Origin of the sequence: Zhenpiania hominis, from assembly GCF_014333425.1 — a bacterium.
Lineage (GTDB): Bacteria > Bacillota > Clostridia > Peptostreptococcales > Anaerovoracaceae > Hominibacterium > Hominibacterium hominis.
The window spans coordinates 23,422-46,972 of record NZ_JACRYT010000009.1 but is presented as its reverse complement, the minus strand read 5'-3'; the positions used below and the strand labels follow the sequence as shown (position 1 = coordinate 46,972).

Here is a 23,551-nt window from a genome sequence, read left to right as displayed (position 1 = left end):
ATGGATGAGAGTAGAAAACAGATTCTGATATCGGCCGGGATTGACGTCGACGACGCGCTGGAGCGGTTAATGGGGAATGAGTCTTTGCTGGAACGGTTTCTCAAAAAATTTTTAGAGGATGAGAATTACGAAAAGCTGAAATCCGCGGTTTCCGCCGGGGAACAGGACGCCGCGCTTACCGCCTCCCATACATTGAAGGGCGTATGCGGCAATTTATCCATCTCCGGGCTTCATGGTCTTTTGACTCGGCAGGTACAGCTGATGCGGGAAGACAACTGGAACGAGGCAGCCGCTATGATGCCGGATATCTCAAAAGCGTATGAAAAAGCGGCGGATGCTGTGCGGAGGGCGTTCTGATGCAGAAAAAGCAACCCGGGTGGAAGCAGATTTTTTATAAAATGCGGGTTCATATTATTGCGTTCCTGGCGCTGGTACTGATTGCCGGCATCGGATTTCAAATGTTTCGGGTAGAACTTCTGAAAAACGCGCAAAGTCTGGGAAGTTCGCTTTCACGGAACTACGCGTCGGAGGAGAGAAATAACCTGACCGTTTATGAAACGCTGATTTCGATTGGTGTGGCATCCATCGACCAGCGGGTGCGGGATGGGGAGCCGAGGCAGGAGATGATCCAATGGATGCAGGTCTATTTTGAGCGGATCGAGGCTGTTCTGGGAGAGGGAAAAGTGGATCCGTATATTGTGCTGGACGGGGAGATCATTGCTCTGAATCCGTGGGAGGGAGATGAGTCTTATGATTTTCAGGAAACGCAGTGGTACCAAGAGGCAAGCGCCGCGGAAGGTGAAGTGATCTTTACGAATGTTTATACCGACGCGATTTACCAGGAGCCGGTTATTACAGCCGCGCAGAAATGTGAAATTGCGGATGCTATAATTGCGTTTGACATTTTTCCCAGAAACTTTCATGTCCAGGAAAATCCAGGCGAGCTGTCAGAGGGGGATTCCTTTTTTTTATGTGACAGTACAGGTGAGCTGATTTACAGCCAGACGGAACTGAGCGGCATCCGGGGGGAGCTGCAGAATTATGTAGACGATCTGATAAAAGAGATTAAGGCGGGAAATCTTGATTCTTACAACGCGTATATTGAAGATTTGGACGGTGGGCACAGGGCGGTCTATTACAGTCGGATGTCTAACGGGTGGTTTTCTATTATTACAATTCCCTATCAGAATATCCTGGGAAACTGGAATAAGCTGATCCTTATTTTGGGGGCTGTGTTCCTGCTGTTTCTGCTGGTGATCATCTGGATGAGCTGGCGGGAATGGAGACTGAACGCGAGGATGGAGCGCACGAACGAAACCGTCAGAGTCCTGGGGAATTCCTATTACGCGTTGTACCGGATTGATTTCGGACAGAAAACCTATGAAATGATCAAAGGCTCCGATTATGTTCGCAGCAGGCTGGAGCAGAAGGGAAATTATCAGGATCTGCTGAAGGTGATGGGAGAAGTGATCGAAGAATCCGCATATAAGGAATATATGGAAAGCTTCTCTCTGGAAAACATCCGGCGTCTTGTTTCACAGCGCATTCGTGATTTTGGCGGAGATTTTCTGAGAAAATTCGGCGAAGAGTATCGGTGGGTCAGCGTGAGGGTTCTCTTTGATGAGTCTCTGGCGCCGGAAGAAGTCGTATTGTGTTTCCGCCAGGTGGAAGAGGAAAAGCAGAGACAGCTGCGGGAACGCAGCCTTCTTGAAAACGCGCTGAAGGCTTCCAGAGAGAGCGAGGAAGCCAAACAGACATTTTTCAGCAATATGTCTCATGATATGCGTACCCCTTTAAACGCGATTATCGGATTATCCGAACTGATTCCGCAGCATTTACAGGAGCCGGAAAAAATCACGGGATATACAGAAAAAATCAACCTTTCCAGCAGGCAGCTTCTGGCGCTGATCAATGATATTCTGGACATGTCCAGAATCGAACAGGGGAAGATGACCCTGAGTAATCAGCAGTTCCATTTGAAAAAATGTGTGGAAGACTGTTTGGAAACGTTCCGGATTCAGGCGCAGAAGGAAGGGAAAACATTCTCGCTGTCCTTTGATCTGAAGGATGAGGAAGTGATCGGAGATCCGCTGCGCATCAGTCAGATCCTGAATAATCTGCTTTCAAACGCTCTGAAATTCACCGAAGAAGAGGATGAAGTATCGGTATCCGTGATACAGACGGAAGGCGGAGAGTACGCAAAGTATAAATTTGTCGTGCAGGATACCGGAATCGGCATGACGGAAGATTTTCTAAAAGATCTGTTTGAACCGTACGCGAGAGAAATGCGGTTCCACGCCAAAGAGGTTTCCGGTACCGGACTGGGGATGCCAATCGTCAAGAATCTGGTATCCCAGATGAACGGTGAGATTTATGTAGCCAGCAGTCCGGATCAGGGAAGTACCTTTACAATCATCCTTCCGCTTATGACGGTGGCGGGAGACGAAAACAGGGAGACGTCCGGGGAAGCCGCGGACAGCGGACACTTTTCCATAGAAGGAAAAAAGCTTCTTCTGGCAGAAGACAACGCGGTCAATATGGAAATCGCGACGGAACTTCTTTCCGCGGACGGAGCGGATATTACACAGGCATGGAACGGAGAAGAAGCGGTAGAGGCATTTAAAGCCTCCGAGCCGTTCGCGTTCGATGGAATTCTGATGGATATGCAAATGCCGGTAATGGATGGGTGTGAAGCGGCAAAACAAATCCGGGCCCTTAAAAGACCAGACGCGCAGTCAATCCCGATTATCGCGGTTACGGCTAACGCGTTTGCGGAGGATATCGCGGCGACAGAAGACGCCGGAATGAACGCGCATATTTCCAAACCGATTGATTTTCCACTCCTTTATAAGACGCTGGAAAAACTGATGGGTTCTTCCGATTGAAAGAGAGGTATGCTATGAAAGAAATCGCAATCACCGAAATTGAACAGATACGGATTGGAAACGCCCAGAATAGGGAGGCTGCCACCGGCTGTACCGTGATCTTATGTGAAGAAGGCGCTGCCGCGGGAGTGGATGTAAGAGGCGGAGGCCCGGCAAGCAGGGAAACGCAGCTTCTTAATCCTCTGGCCGCGGCAGATAAAATCCACGCGGTGCTGCTCAGTGGAGGCAGCGCTTTCGGACTGGACGCGGCAGGCGGCGTTATGAAGTATCTGGAGGAAAGAGGCGTCGGAGTGGATACCGGAGTCGCCAAAGTCCCTCTGGTCTGTACGTCCTGCCTGTTCGATCTGCAGATTGGCAGCAAGGATATCCGTCCTGACAGGGAAATGGGATACCGGGCCTGCAGCGGAGACTATCGGGACGGAAATTACGGAGCCGGTACCGGAGCTACGGTCGGGAAATTCAAGGGAACGGAATTTATGATGAAGACCGGGATCGGAAGCTTTGCTCTGCAGGAAGGCCCGCTGAAGATTGGCGCTATTGCGGCAGTAAACGCTCTGGGAGATGTCTTTGACTATCAGACGGGGGAGCAGATCGCAGGGCTTCTCAATGAGGAGAAAAACGGACTTCGTTCAACAGAAAAAGAAATGTATCGGCAGTGTCTGGAAGTAAGGGATCTCTTTACCGGGAACACGACCTTGGGAGCAATCATTACAAACGCGGATTTTGACAAAGCGCAGATGAACAAAATCGCGGCTATGGCGCAGAACGGCTATGCCCGATCGATTCGACCGGTGCATACACAGGCGGACGGAGATACCGTGTATGCGCTGTCAACGGGGGAGGTTACAGCGGATCTTAATGCGGTTGGAACTCTGGCCGCGCAGGTTATGACAGAAGCGATCCGCAGCGCGGTGTTTTCCGCGGAACCGGCTTACGGACTGCCCTGCGCCGCGGATTTTATGAAAAAGGATATTATCTGAAATCCACGCTTTCTTGTTTCTGGCAGGTTGACGGCAGTCCTGTGCCTGTGATACAATTCCTACAGAATAAAAAGATTTGAGGTGAAAAGATGCGTAATTTTTCTTGCTAACAACACAGAGCATAATAAACGGAGAAGCGTGAGAAGATCGCTCCGGTTTTGTTATGCAGTCAGCAGGAAAGTTACCAGTTTATTTTCGTTTCATAAGTCCGGCCAGCCCGCAGCAAATGTGTGAAGGCAGGAGGTCAATATGCATATATTCAGATTGTATGTTTATGAACCGCAGGAATAAAAACTTTCCTGCGGATTTTATTTTGCATACAGGAGGTGGTGCATATGTCACAAATTCAGGTCAGCAATCTGACTTTTACGTATGAGGGCAGTTACGATGCTGTGTTTCAAGATGTATCCTTTCAAATTGATACGGATTGGAAGCTGGGACTGATTGGGCGAAATGGAAGAGGAAAAACCACGCTGCTACGGCTGCTTCTCGGAGTCTGCCCGTATCAGGGAACGATCAAATCATCCGTTCCTTTTGAATACTTTCCCATGAAAATTGAGGATGAAGAGGAATGCCCGATGGATCAGCTTCCCGGAGACGTGCCATTGTGGAAAGTCCGCAGAGAACTGTCTTTGATGGAAGCAGACGAAGGTCTGCTGTACAGGCCTTTTTATACATTGTCCGGCGGGGAACGAACCCGGATCATGATGGCGGTTTTGTTTTCCAGGGAAACGGACTTTCTTTTGATCGACGAACCGACGAATCATCTGGATCTGCAGGCCAGAGCCCAGATGGGAGAATATCTGAAAAAGAAAAAGGGCTTTATTCTGGTATCACATGATCGAAATCTTCTGGATCAGTGTGTGGATCATATCCTTTCCATTAATAAGGAAGGACTGGAAATTCAGAAGGGAAATTTTACCTCCTGGAACGAGAACCGAATGAAACGGGATGCGTTTGAGGCGGCGGAAAATGAAAAACATCGGAGAGAGATAAAACGGCTGGAGAAAGCAGCGGGAAAAACTGCTGTATGGTCGGATAAGGTTGAGAAAACGAAAAACGGACAGAAAGTATCAGGGGTAAAGCCGGACAAAGGGCACATCGGAGCGCAGGCCGCGAAGATGATGCAGCGGTCGAAAAATCTGAAACAGCGCAGGCAGGCGGAAATTGAGCAGAAATCCGCATTGCTTAAAAATAAGGAAACCACATTTGAACTTAAGCTGCAGCCATTGGACTATCATAAGAATCGCATCCTTATGATGGATAATGTGCAGATTTACTACGGAGATAACCCGGGGAGTCCGCAGGTAAGCTTTTCTGTGGAACAGGGAGATCGTATCGCGCTTTGCGGCAGAAACGGCAGCGGAAAATCCAGTATTCTAAAACTGATTCTCGGACTGAACCTTTCGCATACCGGACAGGTACAGAGAGGAAGTCAGCTTAAGATTTCCTATGTTCCTCAGGATACGGACGGATTAGCCGGGAAATTAAAGGACTACGCCAGATCGGAGGAAATTGAGGAAAGCCGTTTCCTCGCGATTTTAAATAAGCTGGACTTTCATGGTGCGCAGTTTGAAAAGGATATGAAGGATTTCAGCCAGGGGCAAAAGAAAAAGGTGCTGCTGGCGCGGAGTCTCTGTGAAGAGGCACATCTTTATATCTGGGATGAACCCCTTAATTATATTGACGTGTTTTCACGGATGCAGATTGAAGAGCTTTTGTGCGGCAGTAATCTGACCATGATCTTCGTAGAACATGACCGGGCGTTTACAGAGAAGATCGCGACCAAGCAAGTTCTTCTTTGAGCCGGAAAACAAAGCGTCCTTCCGTCATTGGTGATGGGAAGGACGCTTTGTCATATCATATTGGAAAATCGTTCAACTGCTTTTGTAAAATTGGCAATGGTTTTGTCCGCGTCGCCATGCTCGATTCCGTCTCGAACGCAGTGCTGGATGTGACCTTCTAAAACAATCTGTCCAGCCCGGTGCAGCGCGGATTTGGCCGCGTTAATCTGAGAAAGAATATCTTCACACGGTATATCTTCATCGATCATCCGATCGATTGCCTGCACCTGTCCGATAATTTTTTTCAGGCGGCGGTGCAGATTATCGGAATCCATACATTGTTTCATTGTTTTGAGCCTCCTTATACAGTTAGGGGTATATGTACTTCTATATTATCGGACGCCGCAGACTATTTGTCAAGGGAAAGACTTTGGCAGGTGTTATAAGGGGGTCTCTACTTCTTCCTGAGGTCCTTTTCGATAGACGCGAAACAGAAACACCGCCAGGCAAGCCAGTGCGAAGAGGATCCCCGCCGGATAGGCGATAGACGTTGAAAGCTGAAACCCTTCCGGCGCCTGCAGGATATAGGTCAGGCTTACGGCGGACATAAAGGTGGCGGGAAGCGCCGCCATGAAGCAGCAGATCGGTGGGTAGCCGAATCTGAGAAGGAAGACCGCTCCGGTCCACAGTACCATCATGGCCAGAGTCTGGTTGGACCAGGAGAAGTATCTCCAGAGAATTTCAAAAGGCAGACTGACCGCGGCGAAAGCGCCTACCGCGAGAAGTGGAACGGATAAAGCGGCCCGGTAAGTAACTTTGCTCTGGTTGATGCGGAACCAATCCGCGATCGTCAGCCGGCATGCGCGGAAAGCGGTGTCTCCGGACGTAATCGGACAGGCAATAACGCCGATCATGGCTAAAACGCCTCCGACAGGTCCCATGAGAGTCGTTGAAATGGTGTAGACGACACTGCCCTGTCCGTACTGGGCGAGAGCTTCCGAAAGAGGTCCGACCCCATTGTAAAAGGTGACTCCCGCGCAGGCCCAGATCAGAGCGATGATTCCTTCCGTTACCATTGCGCCATAAAAGACTTTGCGCCCTTCGCGTTCAGATGTCATACAGCGAGCCATAAGAGGCGATTGTGTCGCGTGAAATCCTGAGATTGCGCCGCAGGCTACGGTAACGAACATCATGGCCCATTTGGGAAGACCTTCCGGGTGAACAACATCAAAGGATTCCCACAGCTCCGGCATGTGATACTCGGATTTGAGAATCATGCTCCCGGCGATTCCAACGGCCATAATGATCAGACAAATTCCAAATACAGGATATAATTTACCGATAATCTTATCAATGGGAAGGAATGTCGCGCAAAGATAATAGATTAAAATAACTGCCAGCCAGAAGCTGGTGTTTAACGTTTCCGGTGTCAGAACCGCAATCAAAGCCGCGGGGCCGACTGAAAAGTTAATGCCAATAAGAAGCAGAAGGATGACAGAAAAGACCCTCATAATAAAAGTAACGGCTTTTCCCATATACAGACCTACTACTTCTGAGATTGACGCGCCGTCGTGACGCTCGGACATCATTCCTGCCAGAAAATCGTGGACACCGCCGCCCAGAATCGTACCAAAGACAATCCAGAGGTAAACCTCCGGTCCCCAGCAGGCGCCGGAAAGAGCGCCGTAAATAGGGCCGAGTCCCGCGATATTTAATAGTTGAATTAGAAAGATCCGCCAGGTTTTCATAGGAACGTAGTCAACGCCATCGGGATGAGCGACAGCGGGTGTTTGCCGATCATCGATCCGGAAAACCCGTTCAACCAGTCTGCCGTAGGTAAAAAAGCCTGCGACCAGCAGAATCAGAGCCAGAAAAAACGTAATCATAGAGAAAATCCCCCTTCAGACAGTATAATAAATTAAAAAAATTTGATTTTCCAATTCTCAATTATAACAAACAAAGGGAATATCAGACGGAGAATGGGATAGAATGTCATTTTTTGTCGATGTTTCGCAAAAGCAAAACCACAGGATATTAACTTCATTTTTCCATGAAAAAACGGGCGCAGAACTACTTCTGCGCCCCCTGTCCAATGGCAGGTTATTACTTTTTTATGGTCATAATTTTTTTAATCAGCTGAATGACCGGGATGTTAATAAACGCGAGTCCGTAAACCGTAAAGAGCTGACTGAGGGTCAGGGTCTGCACTTTGAAAATTTCATGAAGCCCCGGAACCATTAACACAACCGTAATCAGAACCAGACCCAGCAGGAAGGCTCCGATCAGATAAGGGTTGTTAAATACTCTGGACGTAAAGACCACAGGTTTGTTGGATTTACAGTTGAACCCGTGGAACAGCCGCGCCGTACACAACGTTCCGAATGCCATGGTGCTTCCCAGCAGCGCGCTTCCTTCACCAGCGGCAGTAAAGACTCCGTGGTAACCGATGAGAAACGCGGCCATGGTTGTAATTCCGATGGAAAGGCCGCCGATGCCGATTCTTCCCAGGAAGCTCTTCGTCAGGATGGACTCTCTGGCAGGACGCGGTTTTTCGTTCATCAGATCCGGGTTATGGGGCTCCAGTCCGAGGGCAATGGCCGGCAGGCTGTCTGTCAGCAGGTTGATGAACAACAGATGAACCGGAGCGAAAGGTACCGGCAGCGCGGTGATGGACGCGTACAGTACCGCTAGAATCGCCCCGAAGTTTCCGGAAAGAAGGAACTGAATCGAGTTCTTGATATTCTGATAAATATTTCTTCCGTTTTCCACGGCTTTTACAATGGTCGCGAAATTATCATCGGTCAGAACCATGGACGCCGCGTCTTTGGAAACCTCGCTTCCCGTAATTCCCATGGCTACGCCGATGTCTGCCTGTTTTAAAGCCGGCGCGTCGTTTACACCGTCTCCAGTCATGGCAACGATATTATCTTTATCCTGCCAGGCACGGACGATCCGGATTTTGTGCTCCGGAGATACCCGGGCGTATACGGAAATCTTTTCTACAAAATCTTTTAGTTCCTCATCGGACATGGAATCAATAACCGCGCCTTCACAGGCTTCGTTTTCATCCTTCAGAATTCCGATGCGCTTTGCGATGGCCGCCGCGGTGATCTTGTGATCACCGGTAATCATCACCGGTTTAATCCCCGCGGAGATACATTCGGCAACCGCTCCCATGGACTCTTCACGGGGCGGATCCATCATCGCGATGAGTCCCAGGAAGGTAAAGTCTTTTTCATCATCAAATCCCGGAGAAAATCCTTCAGGGATCTCTTTATAGGCAAAGGCCAGAACCCGGAGCCCGTCTTTGGAGAATTCCATGTTCTGCGCTTCAATTTTTTCGCGGTCAGCCTCTGTAAATTCACGGCGCTGTCCATTTTCCTGAATGTGTGAAATCCGTTTTAACAGAACGTCCACAGCTCCCTTTGTCACCATAAGAGACGTGCCGTCAATTACATGGCAGGTAGACATGAGCTTCCGATCGCTGTCAAAAGGAATTTCACTGAAACGCGGATATTGGCCGCGTACCGTTTCATAACTGCAGTCTAGCTTCAGACCCAGATTAATGAGGGCTGTTTCTGTCGGATCGCCGATTTCCTTTCCCTCAGCGATGGCAGAGTCGTTGCAGAGCATACTGTCTCTGAGAAGCTGCATCTGCGAAGGCTGGCTGATATCAATATCAGCGGCGGGAATCCTGGTTCCGTCTACATAATAATCTTCTACGGTCATCTTGTTCTGTGTCAGAGTACCGGTTTTATCCGAGCAGATAACCGAGACACTGCCAAGACCTTCCACCGCCTGAAGCTTTCGGATAATGGCGTGTTCTTTGGCCATCTTCTGGGTGCCGAAGGAAAGCACGATGGTAACGATGGAACTCAGAGCTTCCGGAATCGCCGCAACCGCCAGGGCTACGGCAAACAGGAAGGCGTCTCCTGCCGATTCTCCCCGGTATACGCTGATTCCGAAAAGAAGGGCGCAGAAGGCGAGAATCAGAATGGAAAGCTTTTTCCCGAAACTATCCAGGTTGGCCTGCAGAGGCGTCTGCTTCTCAGACGTTGTCTTTAACAAAGTCGCGATTTTTCCCACTTCGGTATTCATTCCTATGGAAGTGACGAGGAAAGAGCCGCGTCCGTAAGTGACGAAGCTGCCGGAGTAGACCATATTGAGCCGATCTCCCAGAGCAGCCTGGCCTTCGATGGGATCCATGTCCTTTTCCACGCCTAGGCTCTCCCCCGTCAGGGCACTCTCATCAATTTTCAGGCCGGCGTTCTCCAAAAGCCGTCCGTCCGCGGGAACCGAATCTCCTGCTTCCAGGAAAACCTGATCCCCTACCGTAACGTCCCGGGAAGGGATTTTGATTACCTTTCCGCCCCGCAGCACTTTTGCTTCCGGAGCGGACATCGCTTTCAGACTGCTGAGGGATTGTTCTGCCTTCACGGTCTGCACGGTTCCCAGAATAGCGTTAATGGTAATTACAATTAAAATAACAATCGCGCTCTCCAAATCATCTAAGATCCCGGAGATAATGGCCGCGGCGATTAGAATGATGACCAGAAAATCCTTGAATTGCTCAAAGAAGATCTGGACTACGGATTTTTTCTTTTCTTCAACCAGCTCATTGGGCCCGAATTTCTCCTGGTTTTTACGGACCTGATCGTCTGTAAGCGGCTGCGATGTGCCATTTACCGCTTCACGCGCCTGCTGGTCTGTCATCTGATAATACTCTTGCATAACGATTCCTTTCCTGCCTTTATTTTGGAGTAATCATCTGTTTTCTATGTAATAAAAAAAGACTTTTATCACATAGAAAATGTAATAAAAGTCTTGCTGTTTCATTACGAACCGGATAGAAACCGAAGTCCCTATCGAGAATGACGATCTCGTAAACGCCGATCAGGCGCCGCTACTCCCTTTCACTATAGATAATAATATCGGGGCAGATCGTTTTTGTCAACGGGGATTTTGTAAAATTTAAGTAAATGATATCAGAAATGCTGAAAGAATCCTCAGTTTTTCTAATACCAGGGCGGCTTGCAGTTTTTCGTATCCGGTGATACGCTTAAAAATAAGGATATAAAAAGGCAGAAGATTATAAGAGAATTGAGGCGAGACGAAATGGAAAAAAAGAAAAATCGTTTTTATTACTGGGTCATATGTGGACTTTGCACTTTGATTATTTTTGTGACAATGGGTGTTATTACCAATGGTTTTTCTATTCTTATGCCCTATATTATGCAGACGTATGGCTTTACAAATTCACAAACATCATCACTTATTACCATCCGATGTCTCATTGCTTTGATCGCGATGCTGTGTATCGGATATTATTATAATCTGATAAGTATCCGGGTGGGAATAGCTATCGCAGTGGCATGCGCCGGGGCCGCATTCTGCATTTTTGGTATGGCAGACAGCTATCCGATGTTTCTGGTCGGCGCTGTTTTTATGGGATTCAGTTATGGACTGGGATCCATGATCCCGATTACGATTCTGATCAGCAGATGGTTCATCAGCCACCGTGCCCTTGCTATTGGGATTTGCGCTTCTGGCAGCGGAATCGCGACGATTATTCTCTCTCCCATTACAACCATGCTGGTGGAAAGCTTTTCTCTCAGGAAGACCTTCTTTATCGAAGGCGCCCTCTGGATTGCCATTGCGGTGATTGTACTGCTGTTTCTCCGTAACAAGCCGTCAGAGATGCGGCTCAGGCCCTATGGACAAAAAGAACTTCATGATAAGATCCGGGCGGAAGGGATCAAAAAAGGAACGGTGGTAACTTATACTCTTTCGAAAAAGGGATGGATCCTTATGGGAGGTGTTTGTGTGTGCATGGGCGCTTTGGCCAATCCGGGTTTTTCACACCTGCCCATTCTGTTTACAACGGAAGGATTTTCTTCTATGATGGTAGCCGCCGTGATCAGCGCGCTTGGAATCGTGATTACGATCGGCAAAATTGTGTTTGGTGAGATTATGGATAAAATCGGTGGATTCAGAGGCAGTATACTGGCATTTTCTATATTTTTAATCGGGCAGGCTTTATGCTGCTTCGCGTTTCTGCAGAGCGTTCCTCTGTGCGTCGCGACGGTGCTTATACTGGGGATGGGGTATCCCATCGCGACCATAGGAATTTCCGTATGGTCAGGAGATATGGCTTCGGCAGATAAATTTCCGGAAGTACTCCGTAAGCTTCAGATTATCTACGCCTGCGGAGCTCTGACATTTTCCAGCATGCCGGGAGTCATTGCCGATATGACTGGCGGATACATTCCGGCGTACATTTTATTTTCAATCCTGATATTCTGCTCTCTCGTGGGGATTATCGCCGCCTATAGGGAAAGCGGGCGGAAAATCGCGAGTTCGCAAAAGACAAAAAAGTAAAACACCCTGGGGGGACCAAGGTGTTTTACAAGTGTGTATTGTGTGTATTCAATAAAAGAAGGAAAGTTCGCATAGAAACGATGTTTCTATGTCCCTATCTACAGTTAGCATTATAGCGATTTTATGTGAAGAAATTATGAAGAACACTTAAAAAAATCGTTTTTTTAAGCTTCAACAAAACTCCATACAATTTCGTCGCCATCTTTTAGCTCCTGATCGGAGATGATCGTTGTAACATCTGTATCATTAAGCATACAGCGCCACATCATATGTTCATCCGCGGAGACATTCCCGATTGCTGCCACCTTCGGGGAGGAAGCGTTTTCTACCTGAATCTGGACTCCTTCCTGACTGGAGTAAGATTCCAGAACCTGCATGACCGTAGCGTTCTCCTCCACCTGCATAGAATAGTTTTCGATCGGTTTCTGGTCGGCATTTTCCGGATATAGGATCGTCAGAGAGACACGGATGGTATGGATATCACTCCCATCTGCCGAAGGATCTCCGGCGCAGCCGTAAACCGATACGATCAGAACGGTAAGAAGCAGAAAAATAAAAAGTTTTTGTCCTGTTCTTTTTTTCATACCCGACCTCCGCTCTATGCGTACTTGTGAAAGTCCAGATTATTTTCAGCAAATAGAGCCATTATTTTTTCATGGCTTTTATCGGAAAAATAAGGGCGCAGCAATGCGTACAAACGCTGTGAAATATTATCGCATACATCTTTGAAAGACGCGTGGTCTTCCAGCATATTGGTGTAAATAATTCCGGTCTGTGACAGCATCCAGCAGTTCTGTACAAGAATATTTTTCGCGATCGGAGTAAGCTTTGGTACCATCATTCCGTTTTCAACCCATCCCTGAATCAGAGAATCCATCTGTTTCATCAGGCGGATAGCGCGTTCACGATACAGTTTTTTTAATTCCGGATCGTTGTTGAGTATAGCCGGAAGTTCCAGATAAAAAAAGCGGAATGAATATGTGTCGTTTGCCAGATGAAGGAAAAAATCGATCAACCCTTCTTCTTTTGTTTTTAAATCTTCCTTATAAAAAAGATCGCTGATTTTCGGAGCCAGCATTTCCTCCCAGATACTGCGGATCAGATGCTCTTTATTATCAAAGTAATAATAAAGATTTCCGGGGCTGATGTGCAGCTCGTTGGAAAGCTTTACAGTACTCACATTTGTGACTCCTTCTTCGTTAAACAGCTTAATCGCTGTCAGCATAATTTTCTCTCTTGTTTCCCTACCCATTTTAAACCTCCGTATTATTCTACATATATTTTCGGGAGACGCTGCCCGAAGGCGCATACAATTTCATAATTAATGGTGCCGGTAGCGTCCGCGATTTCATCGGCCAGAATTGTATTGGTTCCATCGGAACCCATGATGATAACCTCATCCCCTTCCTTTACATCCGGCACGTCGGTCACATCGATCATGCACTGATCCATGCAGATATTCCCCGCGATGGGAGCGAACTGTCCGTTGACGATTACACGCCCGACCAAAGAATAGGGGCGTGGATAACCGTCCGCGTATCCTAACGCCAGTGTGGCGATCAGGCTTTCCCGGGAAGCGGTAAACTTCCTTCCATAGCTGATGGTGCTGCCCGCGGGAACTTTTTTCAGATGTATGATATTGGCCTTTACGGACATGGCCGGCTTTAGATCAAGCTGGCCTTTATCTACTTCCGCGCTGGGATAACAGCCGTACAGAATAATTCCCGGACGAACCGCGTCAAAATGAACGGAAGGAAGTTCCATGACCGCGGCGCTGTTGGCGAAAGTGCGCATCGGAATTTTTCCTCCGGCTGCCGTCAGCTTTTCACAAAAACGGTTATATTTCTTCTCCTGCTCTTTCGCGTATGTTTTGTCCGCCGCGTCAGCGGTCGCGAAATGAGAAAAAATGCCTTTTACCTGAAATCCGGGAAGTGTTTCCATCCGCAGAATTTCCGGAATCGCGACCGGATCCTCTGTCTGGTAACCGATTCGTCCCATTCCGGTGTCAATGGCGACAAAACCCTTTATGATCTTTCCGCTGGTTTCCGCGGCGCGGGAAATGGCGGCCGCGTTGGAAAGGCTGCAGACAACGGGTGTAATATCATACTGGATAATCGTATCCGCGTACAGATCCGGCGTCAGACCCAGCATGATAATCTCTTCCGTAATACCGCCTTCACGCAGCGCGATGACTTCCGATAAGGTTGCCACAGCGAAAGTCTTTACGCCGTTTTTTCTCAAAACTTCGGCGACCCGGACACTGCCGTGCCCGTAGCCGTCTGCCTTGATAACGCCGATAACCTCCACGTCACGGCCGACTTTTTTAATAATATTTTTTATATTATAGTCAAGGTTTCCCAGACTGATTTCTGCCCATGCGGGACGAATCGCTTCTTTGTACATCTTCGTGACTCTCCTGAACAAAATGTAAAGTGGCCGGAACCTCAGCTGTTAGAGCTGAGGTTCGCGTTTTATGATATCGTCTCTGCCGGGACCATTTGAAACATAAGTAATCGGAAATCCAATTTCCTTTTCAATTTCATTGACGTAATTCTGGCATTCTTTCGGCAGATCCTCAAATTTCCGGATTCCGCGGATATCGGACTTCCAGCCCGGGAGTTTTTTCAGCACCGGTTTTGCCCGGTACAGATCCGTTGTGTGAGGAAATTCTGAGGTGACTTCTCCATCGATTTCATATCCGACACAGATCGGAATCTCTTCCAGGTACCCCAGAGGATCCAGAACCGTCAGGGCGACTTCCGTGGCGCCCTGGATACGGCAGCCGTATCTTGTGGCGACTGCGTCAAACCAGCCGACCCGTCTCGGACGCCCGGTTGTAGCGCCGTACTCACCGCCGTCGCCTCCGCGCTTTCTAAGCTCTTCAGCTTCTTCTCCAAACAGCTCGCTGACAAAGGCTCCCGCGCCTACCGCGCTGGAATACGCTTTTACAACCGTCATAACCTCCGTGATTTCGTAAGGCGGAATCCCTGCTCCCACCGCGCCATAGCCGGCCAGTGTGGAGGAAGACGTTACCATTGGATAAATTCCGTGATCCGGATCTTTCAGCGCGCCCAGCTGGCCTTCCAGAAGGATGCGCTTTCCTTCCTTAATGGCTTTGTACAGATAAGCGGAAACATTGCATACATAAGGGCGGACAATTTCACGGTATTCGATGAGGGTTCGCAGCAGCTCTTCCGCGTCCAGCTCCGGCTTGTGATAGAGATGCTTCAGGATTACGTTTTTCTGCTGGCAGATTCCGTCAATTTTTTCCTTCAGATCCGCTTCATCCATAAAAAGTTCACTTACCTGAATGCCGATTTTCGCGTATTTGTCCGAGTAGAACGGCGCGATTCCCGACTTGGTGGATCCGAAGGATTTCCCACCCAGCCGCTCTTCTTCATACTGGTCGAACAGGATATGATAAGGCATCAGCACCTGCGCCCGATCGGAAACCAGCAAGTTTGGAGCGGGAACACCCCGATCGGTAATTTCCTTAACCTCCTTGAACAGGTAAGGAATGTTGAGGGCTACTCCATTTCCCAGAATACAGGTGGTATGATCGTAAAAGATCCCGGAAGGCAGCATATGAAGCGCGAACTTCCCGTAATCGTTTACAATCGTGTGACCGGCGTTGCTTCCGCCCTGAAAGCGGATAATAATATCCGACTCCTTCGAAAGCATGTCCGTGATTTTTCCTTTTCCTTCGTCGCCCCAGTTGGCGCCGACTATTGCTTTTACCATCTGATTTTCTCTCCTTTTATACGTTGATCTCAGCTGTAATGCCGAGCAGTTCCTTATTTTGCTCAAGAACAGGCGCAACCTCCTGCCGCAGGAATTCTTCGGTCTGAGCTGGAGCGCAGCCTACGAAGTTTTCCGGTTTCATCAGAGAAAGCAGCTGTTCTTTTGTCATATTGAATGCCGGATCGGCGGCAATCCGATCGAGAAGGTCATTTTCCAAGCCTTCCTCTTTGACCCGTTTGCCGGCGGCCATGGAATGAGTCCGGATCCGTTCGTGCAGCTCCTGACGATCTCCGCCGGCCTTTACCGCGTCCATCAGGATATTTTCTGTGGACATGAAAGGCAGCTCGCTCATCAGACGTGATTCGATGACCTTTGGATAAACCACCAGGCCGGAAGCCACATTCAGATATAATTCCAGGATTCCGTCAACCGCCAGGAAGCCTTCGGACATGCTCAGCCGCTTGTTGGCGGAGTCATCCAGCGTCCGCTCAAACCACTGGGTCGCCGCGGTGAGAGCCGGATTCATGGCGTCAGACATTACATAGTTGGCCAGCGCGGCGATTCGTTCACTCCGCATCGGATTGCGCTTGTATGCCATGGCGGAAGAACCGATCTGGTTTTTCTCAAAGGGCTCTTCCACCTCCTTTAAGTGCTGCAGCAGGCGGATATCGTTGGAGAATTTGTGGGCGCTCTGAGCGATACCGGACAGTACGTTCAGTACGCGGCTGTCCACTTTTCTGGAATAGGTCTGGCCGGATACCGCGTAACATCCGCTGTATCCCATCTTCTCCGCGATTTTCTGATCCAACTGTTTTACCTTTTCCCGATCCCCGTCGAATAATTCCAGGAAGCTGGCCTGCGTGCCGGTGGTTCCCTTGGAACCCAAAAGCTTCATGGTATCAAGGAGATGCTGCAGATCGTCAAGATCCATGAGCAGATCCTGCAGCCACAGCGTGGCTCTTTTTCCGACCGTTGTCGGCTGTGCCGGCTGGAAGTGGGTAAAGCCCAGAGTCGGGAGTGTTTTGTATTTATCCGCGAAATCGGCAAGCTGGGCGATGACATTGATCAGCTTGCTACGGATGAGCTTCAGGCCTTCCGTCATGATGATCAGATCCGTATTATCTCCGACATAACAGGATGTCGCGCCCAGATGAATGATTCCCTTGGATTTCGGACACTGAACGCCATAGGCGTATACGTGGGACATGACATCGTGGCGGACAACAGCCTCCCGCTCTTTTGCCACATCGTAATTGATATTTTCCGCGTTCGCTTTTAATTCGTCGATCTGTTCCTGTGAGATATCAAGCCCAAGATCTTTTTCCGTTTCCGCAAGAGCGATCCAGAGTTTTCTCCAGGTCCGGAATTTCATTTCCGGAGAAAAGAGGTATTTCATCTCTTTGCTGGGGTACCGCTCCGATAAAGGGCTCGTGTAGTTTTGCGTATTTGGCATGTATAAAAGTCTCCTCCCTTATAAATGGTTGAATTTTATCTGGTTTCAATTTGTTAGCTGAAAAAATACGTCTACAGTATAGCATTTTTAGAAAGGGAATACAAGGAAACCATTAGATAGAAAGCGGATTCAAAGCCTTTGTGCAAAAAAATGAAGACAAGAAATTGTAAGGCTTGTTTTTTAGCGGTATAATGTGGTGGATACTGCTGCATGAAGGAGATATAAAAATATGAAAGAAATTACAGAAGCGCTGCGGAAGTTCAACGAGGAAAGAGACTGGGAGCCGTTTCACACGCCGGAAAACCTGGCGAAATCCATCGCCATTGAAGCGGGGGAACTGCTGGAATGCTTTCAGTGGGACAGCCGGTACGATCGGGAGGCTCTGAGCGATGAGATCGCGGACGTGATGCTGTACTGCCTGATGCTGGCGGACAAAGCCGGCCTGGATATGAAAAAGGAGATGATGCGGAAAATCGAGAAAAACGCAAAGAAGTATCCGGTGGAAAGCTGCCGGGGAAAAAGCGAAAAGTACGATAAACTGTAAAGGCGGGCTGAGGCCCGCCGGTTTACATTTCTTTAAAGTCAACCCATTCTTTGGCCGCTTCCACATCTTCCAGAGAAGGACAGGGCACACGGGGGATCTTTGTTTCAGAATCCGCCTTTTCGGTGCTTTCCAGAGGGAAGGTGCGGAACGCTTTATCCAGCTTTTCTTTCATTTTTTCAATTCCTTTCCTTATAAATCTTTGTAGGACTAGTGTTCGCTGTTTTTCGAATCTTATTCCCCGGAATGGCTGCTGGGCTAGACTGGTGACAAGCGCGAACATTTCCAGACTTTTAGAAATAAAATTGCGAAATTGGGAGTTCCCACCAAGCTATTTAGGAATAAACCAGGGAAATGAAGACTTTTCCGTTTAAAAACGCGGATATCTTCTTCTTTTCAGTGATTTGTTCGCGGATGCCGCCTTCCCTTTGAATTTTTTAAGGCTTTGTTCGCGCGGCGCGTCCTTTGCTTGGAAATTTTGGCCTTTTGTTCGCGCGGCGCAGATTTTCGGACAGAGCTGGCAATCAAGGGCGCCGGGCCGCCAGAGCCCTCTTGCTTCTTTTCAGCAGGCCAAGTATAATACTTCTATAAAATAAATGGCGCAGCAGAAAAGAAGGAACGGATGGAGCAGAAAAAGACAACCGGAATTCCCGCAGGCGATCTTCCCGCGTGCCCGGTGGAAACAACGTTGATGCTCATCAGCAGTAAATGGAAAGTCCTGATTTTGAGAGATCTTCTTCCAGGAATGAAACGGTTTGGCGAACTGAAGAGGTCAGTGGGAGATGTATCCCAGAAAGTACTGACCGCGCAGCTTCGGGATATGGAAGAGCAGGGGCTTGTATGCAGAAAAGTCTACGCGGAAGTTCCTCCTCGGGTGGAATACAGCCTGACAGAACTGGGGTACAGCCTGAAACCCGTGCTGGACGCGATGAAGAATTGGGGAGAAGACTATAAAAAGCTACAGGAAAATGAGTTGAAATAGCAGAAACAGAAACTGAGAAAATACGCAAAAAGAGCCGGAGCAATACCGGCTCTTTTCTATCGAGACTGTTTAAACTGCTGCAGACTTTCAGCGGCAAAGCTCATCCGCAAGAGCGTCTACCGCGGCAGCGCTGGCTTCATTCAAAGCGGACTTAATGGTTACGGTCGTTTCCGTGTAATTCAAATCCTTGCTTCCTTCCAGCATCTTTTTCATTACTTTCGCGGCAACCGGACCCCAGGAGCCGTTTTCGATCATGCCGACAGTCCGCTTCTGATAATTGCGCTCGGTAAGATGGTTAATAAATTCACGCATAAACGGGAAAATTTCTCCATTATAGGTAGTCGTCGCGAGAACCAGCTTGCCATAGCGGAACGCGTCTTCCACAGCTTCCGCCATATCGCAGCGGGCCAGATCATCCACAACTACTTTCGGACAGCCTTTTTCACGCAGCTTATCCGCTAAAAGCTCCACTGCTTTCTTTGTGTTTCCATATACGGATGTGTACGCGATGACAACGCCTTCGGTTTCCACCTCGTAGGAGGACCAGGTATTATACAGACCCACGTAATAATCCAGATTTTCTTTTAAAACAGGTCCGTGAAGCGGGCAAATCATCTGAATGTCCAGATCCGCGGCTTTGGCCAGAAGCTTCTGCACATACGGGCCATATTTGCCGACAATTCCGATATAATAGCGGCGTGCTTCGCAGGCCCAGTCTTCTTCCGCGTCGAGAGCTCCGAACTTGCCGAATCCGTCCGCGGAGAATAATACCTTGTCATAATTATCATAGGTAACGATTACTTCCGGCCAGTGAACCATCGGCGCGCCGATAAAAGTCAGCGTGTGCTGACCGAGAGTCAGAGTATCTCCTTCTTTTACTACCATCTGATTGTCGGCGAAATCTTTGCCAAAAAACTGTTTGATCATGGAAAAAGATTTCGCGCTGGAAACGATTACCGCATCCGGATACACATCCATGAACGCGGCGATATTGGCGGAATGATCCGGTTCCATATGCTGAACGATCAGATAATCCGGCTTGCGGGATCCCAGTTCGGACTTAAGATTTTCCATCCATTCTGGCCCGAAGTGCTGATCGACTGTATCGAATACTGCTACTTTCTCATCCAGAACCAGATAAGAATTGTATGACATTCCATTGGGAACGACATATTGCCCCTCGAACAGATCGATGTCATGATCGTTCACCCCGATATATTTGATATCTTTTGTAATCTCCATTTTTTATGTACTCCTTTTCTTGCGCTTTACGGTTATAAGTTTTTTAGTGAGCCGCTTGTTCCATTGCGGCTAAGCCCTATTATAACACATTGTTAAGAAAAAAATTAACCTTTTTTAAAGAGAATCGCGAGGATAATAAAGGAAATTTTCTCAAATTACAAAAGAGGGTAGCGGCGCAGCAAAAAGCTTTTGCGCCAGTGTCAAGAAACGGCAAAAAATTCGGTTTTTTTTTCCCTGGGTTCATGCTATAATATTAAGTTGAAATAGTGGGGCTATAGAGGCCGAAAATAGGAGGGAAACGGGAGTTTGCTATGTTTGATAAATTAGACTTCATTTTAGAAAAATACGAAGAACTGTCACAGAAGGTGTCGGACCCTGAAATTATTAATAATCAGCCGGTCTGGCAGAAGTATGTGAAAGAAATGAGCGATATGGAGCCTATCGTCAAAAAATATAAAGAATATAAAAAGACAAAAAATGATTTAAACGACGCGAAGGAAATGCTGGACTCCGGCGATGAGGAACTGCGGGAACTGGCAAAGATGGAGATAGGAGAATTGGAAGAGTCCATTGGAACTCTGGAAGAAGAACTGAAGGTTCTGCTGCTTCCAAAGGATCCGAATGATGAGAAAAATGTAATCCTGGAAGTTCGGGCAGGTACCGGAGGTGATGAAGCGGCTCTTTTCGCAGGGGATCTTCTGAGGATGTATACCCGGTACGCGGAACGAAGAGGATGGAAAACAGAGCTGATGGAAGTAAACGAGACTGGCCTTGGAGGAATCAAGGAAGCCGTCATGCTGATCAAGGGAAAAGGCGCGTATTCCAGATTAAAATATGAAAGCGGCGCCCACAGAGTCCAGAGGGTACCGGAAACGGAATCCAGCGGCAGAGTCCACACTTCCGCGGCAACAGTGGCGGTGCTACCGGAAGTGGATGATGTAGAAATCGATCTGAACCCGAACGATGTCCGGGTGGATGTTTACCGCGCGTCCGGAAACGGAGGACAGTGCGTAAATACAACGGACTCGGCAGTTCGTCTTACTCATGAGCCAACGGGCCTTGTGGTAACCTGCCAGGACGAAAAATCTCAGATCAAAAATAAGGAAAAGGCTTTCAAGGTTCTGAGATCCAGGCTCTACGATCTGAAAATGCAGGAACAGGAAGATGAAATTTCCGCCCAGAGAAAAAGCCAGGTAGGAACCGGGGACCGAAGTGAGCGGATCCGGACCTACAACTTCCCACAGGGAAGAGTTTCCGAGCACAGAACGGGCGTAACCCTTTATAAATTAGACTATATTTTGGATGGGGATCTGGATGAAATTATCGACGGTCTGATTACAAGCGATCAGGCGGAGAAAATGAAGAACTTCTAAGAGGAAGACAAAATGGACACGAAATTACTGACTGAAAAAGATATCAAAGAAGCGGCGAAGATTATAAAAAACGGAGGCCTTGTGGCCTTTCCGACAGAAACTGTTTACGGACTGGGAGCGGACGCTCTGAATCCGGAGGCGGTGGCAAAGGTCTACGAGGCAAAAGGACGTCCCAGCGACAACCCGATGATCGTTCATATCGGTAAAGCCAGTAACATTGGGGAATTGACACCGAGACTCAACTCAGATATTGTGACGCTGATTGAAAATTTCTGGCCAGGCCCTCTGACATTGGTGGTAAAGCGAAAGCCGTCGGTGCCGGATCGGACGACAGGCGGGCTTGATACGGTAGGTGTGCGTATGCCGGACAGCCCCATCGCGCTGGATCTAATCAACTGGTCGGGGTGTCCGATTGCGGCGCCCAGCGCCAATCTTTCCGGAAAGCCCAGTCCGACCAGAGCGGTTGACGTGATTGAAGATCTGAAGGGAAAAGTGGACGCGATTATTCAGGGACCGGACTGCCGGGTAGGAATCGAATCTACGGTTCTGGATGTAAGCGGCGAAACACCGACCATTTTAAGGCCGGGAATTATCACGCCGGAAAGCATAGAAGCGGCTATTGGCAAGAAAGTCGCAGTCGACCCCGCCCTTTATATTAATCGTCCAAGAGATGTGAATGATGAAGAATTCAAGCCCAAATCACCGGGAATGAAATACCGGCATTACGCGCCGAAGGCGGATATGATCGTTATTGAAGGCGGCAGAGACAAGGTAAAGGCGGAGATTGAACGGCTGCGCGGGTTAAATGAACGTATGGGAAATAAAGTAGGGGTTATCCTCTTTGAAGAAAAGGCGTTTATTGAAGCTGCCCATGATTTCTTCGCGCGGCTGCGGGATCTGGACCGGGAGGATGTGGATCTGATTCTGGCCGGAGCCTTAAGCGATACGGATGGCGTAGGTTTTGCCGTTATGAATCGGATGCTCAAGTCAGCGGGATATAATATTGTAAGAGTATAAAAGGAGACAAAGGATGAAAATTGCAATTGCCAGCGACCACGGCGGATATCAGTTAAAGGAAGAAGTAAAAAAATATCTGGAGGATAGGGGCATCGAAATTCTGGATCTGGGTACGAATTCGGAGGAATCCGTGGATTATCCGGAATACGGGCACGCCTGCGGAGAAGCCGTTGCAAGCGGAAAGGCAGATCGGGGTATTGTCTGCTGTGGAACGGGAATCGGGATTTCCATTGCGGCCAACAAGGTAAAGGGAGTCCGCTGCGCGCTCTGCACAGATGTAAATATGGCAGTTATGACAAGAAAACACAATGATGCGAATATGCTGGCGATGGGAGGTCGGACAACGGATACAAAGACCGCTCTGGAGATCACTGCCGCATGGCTGGATACTGAATTTGAAGGCGGTCGTCACCAGAGACGCGTGGACATGCTCAATCGTTACTAGGAACAGCAACCAGTGTTAATGATTCCGGAACCTTCCGGACATTAAATAAATGAAGAGACGCAGCAATACGAAAACGCTCTGCGAAGGAGGTAAATTATGGGTAATGTATATGTATTTGATCATCCGTTAATTCAGCATAAAACAGCAATGATCCGTAAGAAGGAGACAAGTGTAAAAGACTTCCGTGAACTGGTAAGGGAGATTTCCATGCTTATGGGCTATGAAGCAACAAGGAAGCTGCCCCTGGAAGAAGTAAAGATTACAACGCCCATCTGCGATACGACGGTAAACATGCTGAAAGGAGAAGACATCGCGATTGTGCCGATCCTCCGGGCAGGGCTGGGAATGGTAGACGGAATGTTGGCTTTGGTTCCGAACGCGAAGGTTGGGCATATCGGACTTTACCGGGATCCGCAAACCCATGAACCGATTGAGTATTACTGCAAGCTTCCAAACGACATTGACAAACGGGAAATTTTTGTTGTGGATCCGATGCTCGCGACAGGCGGAAGCGCTGCTGCTGCCATTGATTTTATTAAAGAACGAGGTGGAAGAAAAATTATCTTTATGTGTCTGATCGCAGCGCCGGAAGGCATTGAAGTGCTGCAGAAGGCACATCCGGATGTTGACATTTTTATCGCGGCTAAGGACGAGCGTCTGAACGAACACGCGTATATCGTTCCGGGGCTCGGAGATGCCGGCGATAGGCTATATGGAACTAAATAATTGG

21 protein-coding genes are annotated in these 23,551 nt (G+C 48.5%); 11 read left to right on the top strand and 10 right to left on the bottom strand.

The window, feature by feature from the left end; translation table 11 throughout:
* The 4 genes from H9L42_RS09485 to abc-f all read left to right on the top strand — a co-directional run bounded on the left by H9L42_RS09485 (window position 1) and on the right by abc-f (window position 5,670).
* On the top strand, window positions 1-357 hold the full coding sequence (locus H9L42_RS09485; RefSeq protein WP_187303166.1) for an Hpt domain-containing protein: 357 nt from the start codon (window positions 1-3) through the stop codon (window positions 355-357).
* Window positions 357-2,885 (top strand): hybrid sensor histidine kinase/response regulator, encoded by a 2,529-nt coding sequence (locus tag H9L42_RS09480; protein ID WP_187303165.1) that lies wholly within the window; start codon window positions 357-359, stop codon window positions 2,883-2,885. Before H9L42_RS09485 ends, H9L42_RS09480 begins: the two co-directional genes overlap by 1 nt.
* A 14-nt stretch (window positions 2,886-2,899) precedes the next feature.
* Complete coding sequence (locus tag H9L42_RS09475) at window positions 2,900-3,865, top strand: P1 family peptidase (RefSeq protein ID WP_187303164.1); 966 nt, start codon at window positions 2,900-2,902, stop codon at window positions 3,863-3,865.
* A 335-nt stretch (window positions 3,866-4,200) separates the two neighbouring features.
* On the top strand, window positions 4,201-5,670 hold the full coding sequence (abc-f, locus tag H9L42_RS09470) for a ribosomal protection-like ABC-F family protein (protein ID WP_187303163.1): 1,470 nt from the start codon (window positions 4,201-4,203) through the stop codon (window positions 5,668-5,670).
* 50 nt (window positions 5,671-5,720) lie between these two features.
* On the opposite strand, the gene H9L42_RS09465 is transcribed toward abc-f, so the two are convergent.
* The 3 genes from H9L42_RS09465 to H9L42_RS09455 all read right to left on the bottom strand — a co-directional run bounded on the left by H9L42_RS09465 (window position 5,721) and on the right by H9L42_RS09455 (window position 10,380).
* Window positions 5,721-5,996 (bottom strand): metal-sensing transcriptional repressor, encoded by a 276-nt coding sequence (locus H9L42_RS09465; protein WP_187303162.1) that lies wholly within the window; start codon window positions 5,994-5,996, stop codon window positions 5,721-5,723.
* Window positions 5,997-6,089: 93 nt separating this feature from the next.
* Entirely contained in the window at window positions 6,090-7,535 is a 1,446-nt protein-coding gene (locus tag H9L42_RS09460) for a carbon starvation CstA family protein (RefSeq protein WP_187303161.1), read from the bottom strand.
* A 217-nt stretch (window positions 7,536-7,752) separates the two neighbouring features.
* A complete protein-coding gene (locus H9L42_RS09455; RefSeq protein ID WP_187303160.1) occupies window positions 7,753-10,380 on the bottom strand; it encodes a cation-translocating P-type ATPase in 2,628 nt (875 codons plus the stop codon).
* A gap of 384 nt (window positions 10,381-10,764) precedes the next feature.
* On the opposite strand from H9L42_RS09455, the gene H9L42_RS09450 reads away from it, so the two are divergent.
* Window positions 10,765-12,027, top strand: coding sequence for an MFS transporter (locus tag H9L42_RS09450; RefSeq protein WP_187303159.1), 1,263 nt, complete (start codon window positions 10,765-10,767; stop codon window positions 12,025-12,027).
* Between the two features lie 164 nt (window positions 12,028-12,191).
* On the opposite strand, the gene H9L42_RS09445 is transcribed toward H9L42_RS09450, so the two are convergent.
* Genes H9L42_RS09445 through purB form a run of 5 tightly spaced genes read right to left on the bottom strand, consistent with a single transcriptional unit; the run spans window position 12,192 to window position 17,221 of the window.
* A complete protein-coding gene (locus H9L42_RS09445) occupies window positions 12,192-12,611 on the bottom strand; it encodes a DUF4430 domain-containing protein (protein ID WP_187303158.1) in 420 nt (139 codons plus the stop codon).
* A 14-nt stretch (window positions 12,612-12,625) separates the two neighbouring features.
* Window positions 12,626-13,279: a TetR/AcrR family transcriptional regulator gene (locus H9L42_RS09440; RefSeq protein WP_187303157.1), complete on the bottom strand. Its 654-nt coding sequence runs from the start codon at window positions 13,277-13,279 to the stop codon at window positions 12,626-12,628.
* Between the two features lie 14 nt (window positions 13,280-13,293).
* Entirely contained in the window at window positions 13,294-14,430 is a 1,137-nt protein-coding gene (alr, locus tag H9L42_RS09435) for an alanine racemase (protein ID WP_187303156.1), read from the bottom strand.
* 48 nt (window positions 14,431-14,478) lie between these two features.
* Entirely contained in the window at window positions 14,479-15,768 is a 1,290-nt protein-coding gene (locus H9L42_RS09430) for an adenylosuccinate synthase (protein ID WP_187303155.1), read from the bottom strand.
* 16 nt (window positions 15,769-15,784) lie between these two features.
* A complete protein-coding gene (purB, locus tag H9L42_RS09425) occupies window positions 15,785-17,221 on the bottom strand; it encodes an adenylosuccinate lyase (protein ID WP_187303154.1) in 1,437 nt (478 codons plus the stop codon).
* Window positions 17,222-17,450: 229 nt separating this feature from the next.
* Between purB and H9L42_RS09420 the strand changes: the two genes are divergently transcribed.
* The gene (locus H9L42_RS09420; RefSeq protein WP_187303153.1) at window positions 17,451-17,765 is read left to right on the top strand and encodes a nucleotide pyrophosphohydrolase; all 315 of its coding nucleotides are present in this window, start codon (window positions 17,451-17,453) and stop codon (window positions 17,763-17,765) included.
* Between the two features lie 22 nt (window positions 17,766-17,787).
* Here the strand turns inward: H9L42_RS09420 and H9L42_RS09415 are convergent, their stop codons facing one another.
* The gene (locus H9L42_RS09415) at window positions 17,788-17,937 is read right to left on the bottom strand and encodes a CDIF630_02480 family spore surface protein (protein ID WP_187303152.1); all 150 of its coding nucleotides are present in this window, start codon (window positions 17,935-17,937) and stop codon (window positions 17,788-17,790) included.
* A gap of 447 nt (window positions 17,938-18,384) precedes the next feature.
* Here H9L42_RS09415 and H9L42_RS09410 point away from each other — a divergent pair, with 447 nt between their 5' ends.
* Entirely contained in the window at window positions 18,385-18,744 is a 360-nt protein-coding gene (locus H9L42_RS09410; RefSeq protein WP_187303151.1) for a winged helix-turn-helix transcriptional regulator, read from the top strand.
* A gap of 87 nt (window positions 18,745-18,831) precedes the next feature.
* On the opposite strand, the gene H9L42_RS09405 is transcribed toward H9L42_RS09410, so the two are convergent.
* Complete coding sequence (locus H9L42_RS09405) at window positions 18,832-19,986, bottom strand: FprA family A-type flavoprotein (protein WP_187303150.1); 1,155 nt, start codon at window positions 19,984-19,986, stop codon at window positions 18,832-18,834.
* A gap of 311 nt (window positions 19,987-20,297) precedes the next feature.
* On the opposite strand from H9L42_RS09405, the gene prfA reads away from it, so the two are divergent.
* From prfA to upp, 4 genes are all read left to right on the top strand, one after another.
* Window positions 20,298-21,359 (top strand): peptide chain release factor 1, encoded by a 1,062-nt coding sequence (gene prfA, locus H9L42_RS09400; protein WP_187303149.1) that lies wholly within the window; start codon window positions 20,298-20,300, stop codon window positions 21,357-21,359.
* A 12-nt stretch (window positions 21,360-21,371) separates the two neighbouring features.
* Entirely contained in the window at window positions 21,372-22,376 is a 1,005-nt protein-coding gene (locus H9L42_RS09395; protein ID WP_187303148.1) for an L-threonylcarbamoyladenylate synthase, read from the top strand.
* A 13-nt stretch (window positions 22,377-22,389) separates the two neighbouring features.
* Window positions 22,390-22,821, top strand: a complete 432-nt coding sequence (rpiB, locus tag H9L42_RS09390) for a ribose 5-phosphate isomerase B (RefSeq protein ID WP_187303147.1) — start codon at window positions 22,390-22,392, stop codon at window positions 22,819-22,821.
* 96 nt (window positions 22,822-22,917) lie between these two features.
* Window positions 22,918-23,547, top strand: a complete 630-nt coding sequence (upp, locus tag H9L42_RS09385; RefSeq protein ID WP_187303146.1) for a uracil phosphoribosyltransferase — start codon at window positions 22,918-22,920, stop codon at window positions 23,545-23,547.
* The last annotated feature ends 4 nt before the right edge of the window (window positions 23,548-23,551 follow it).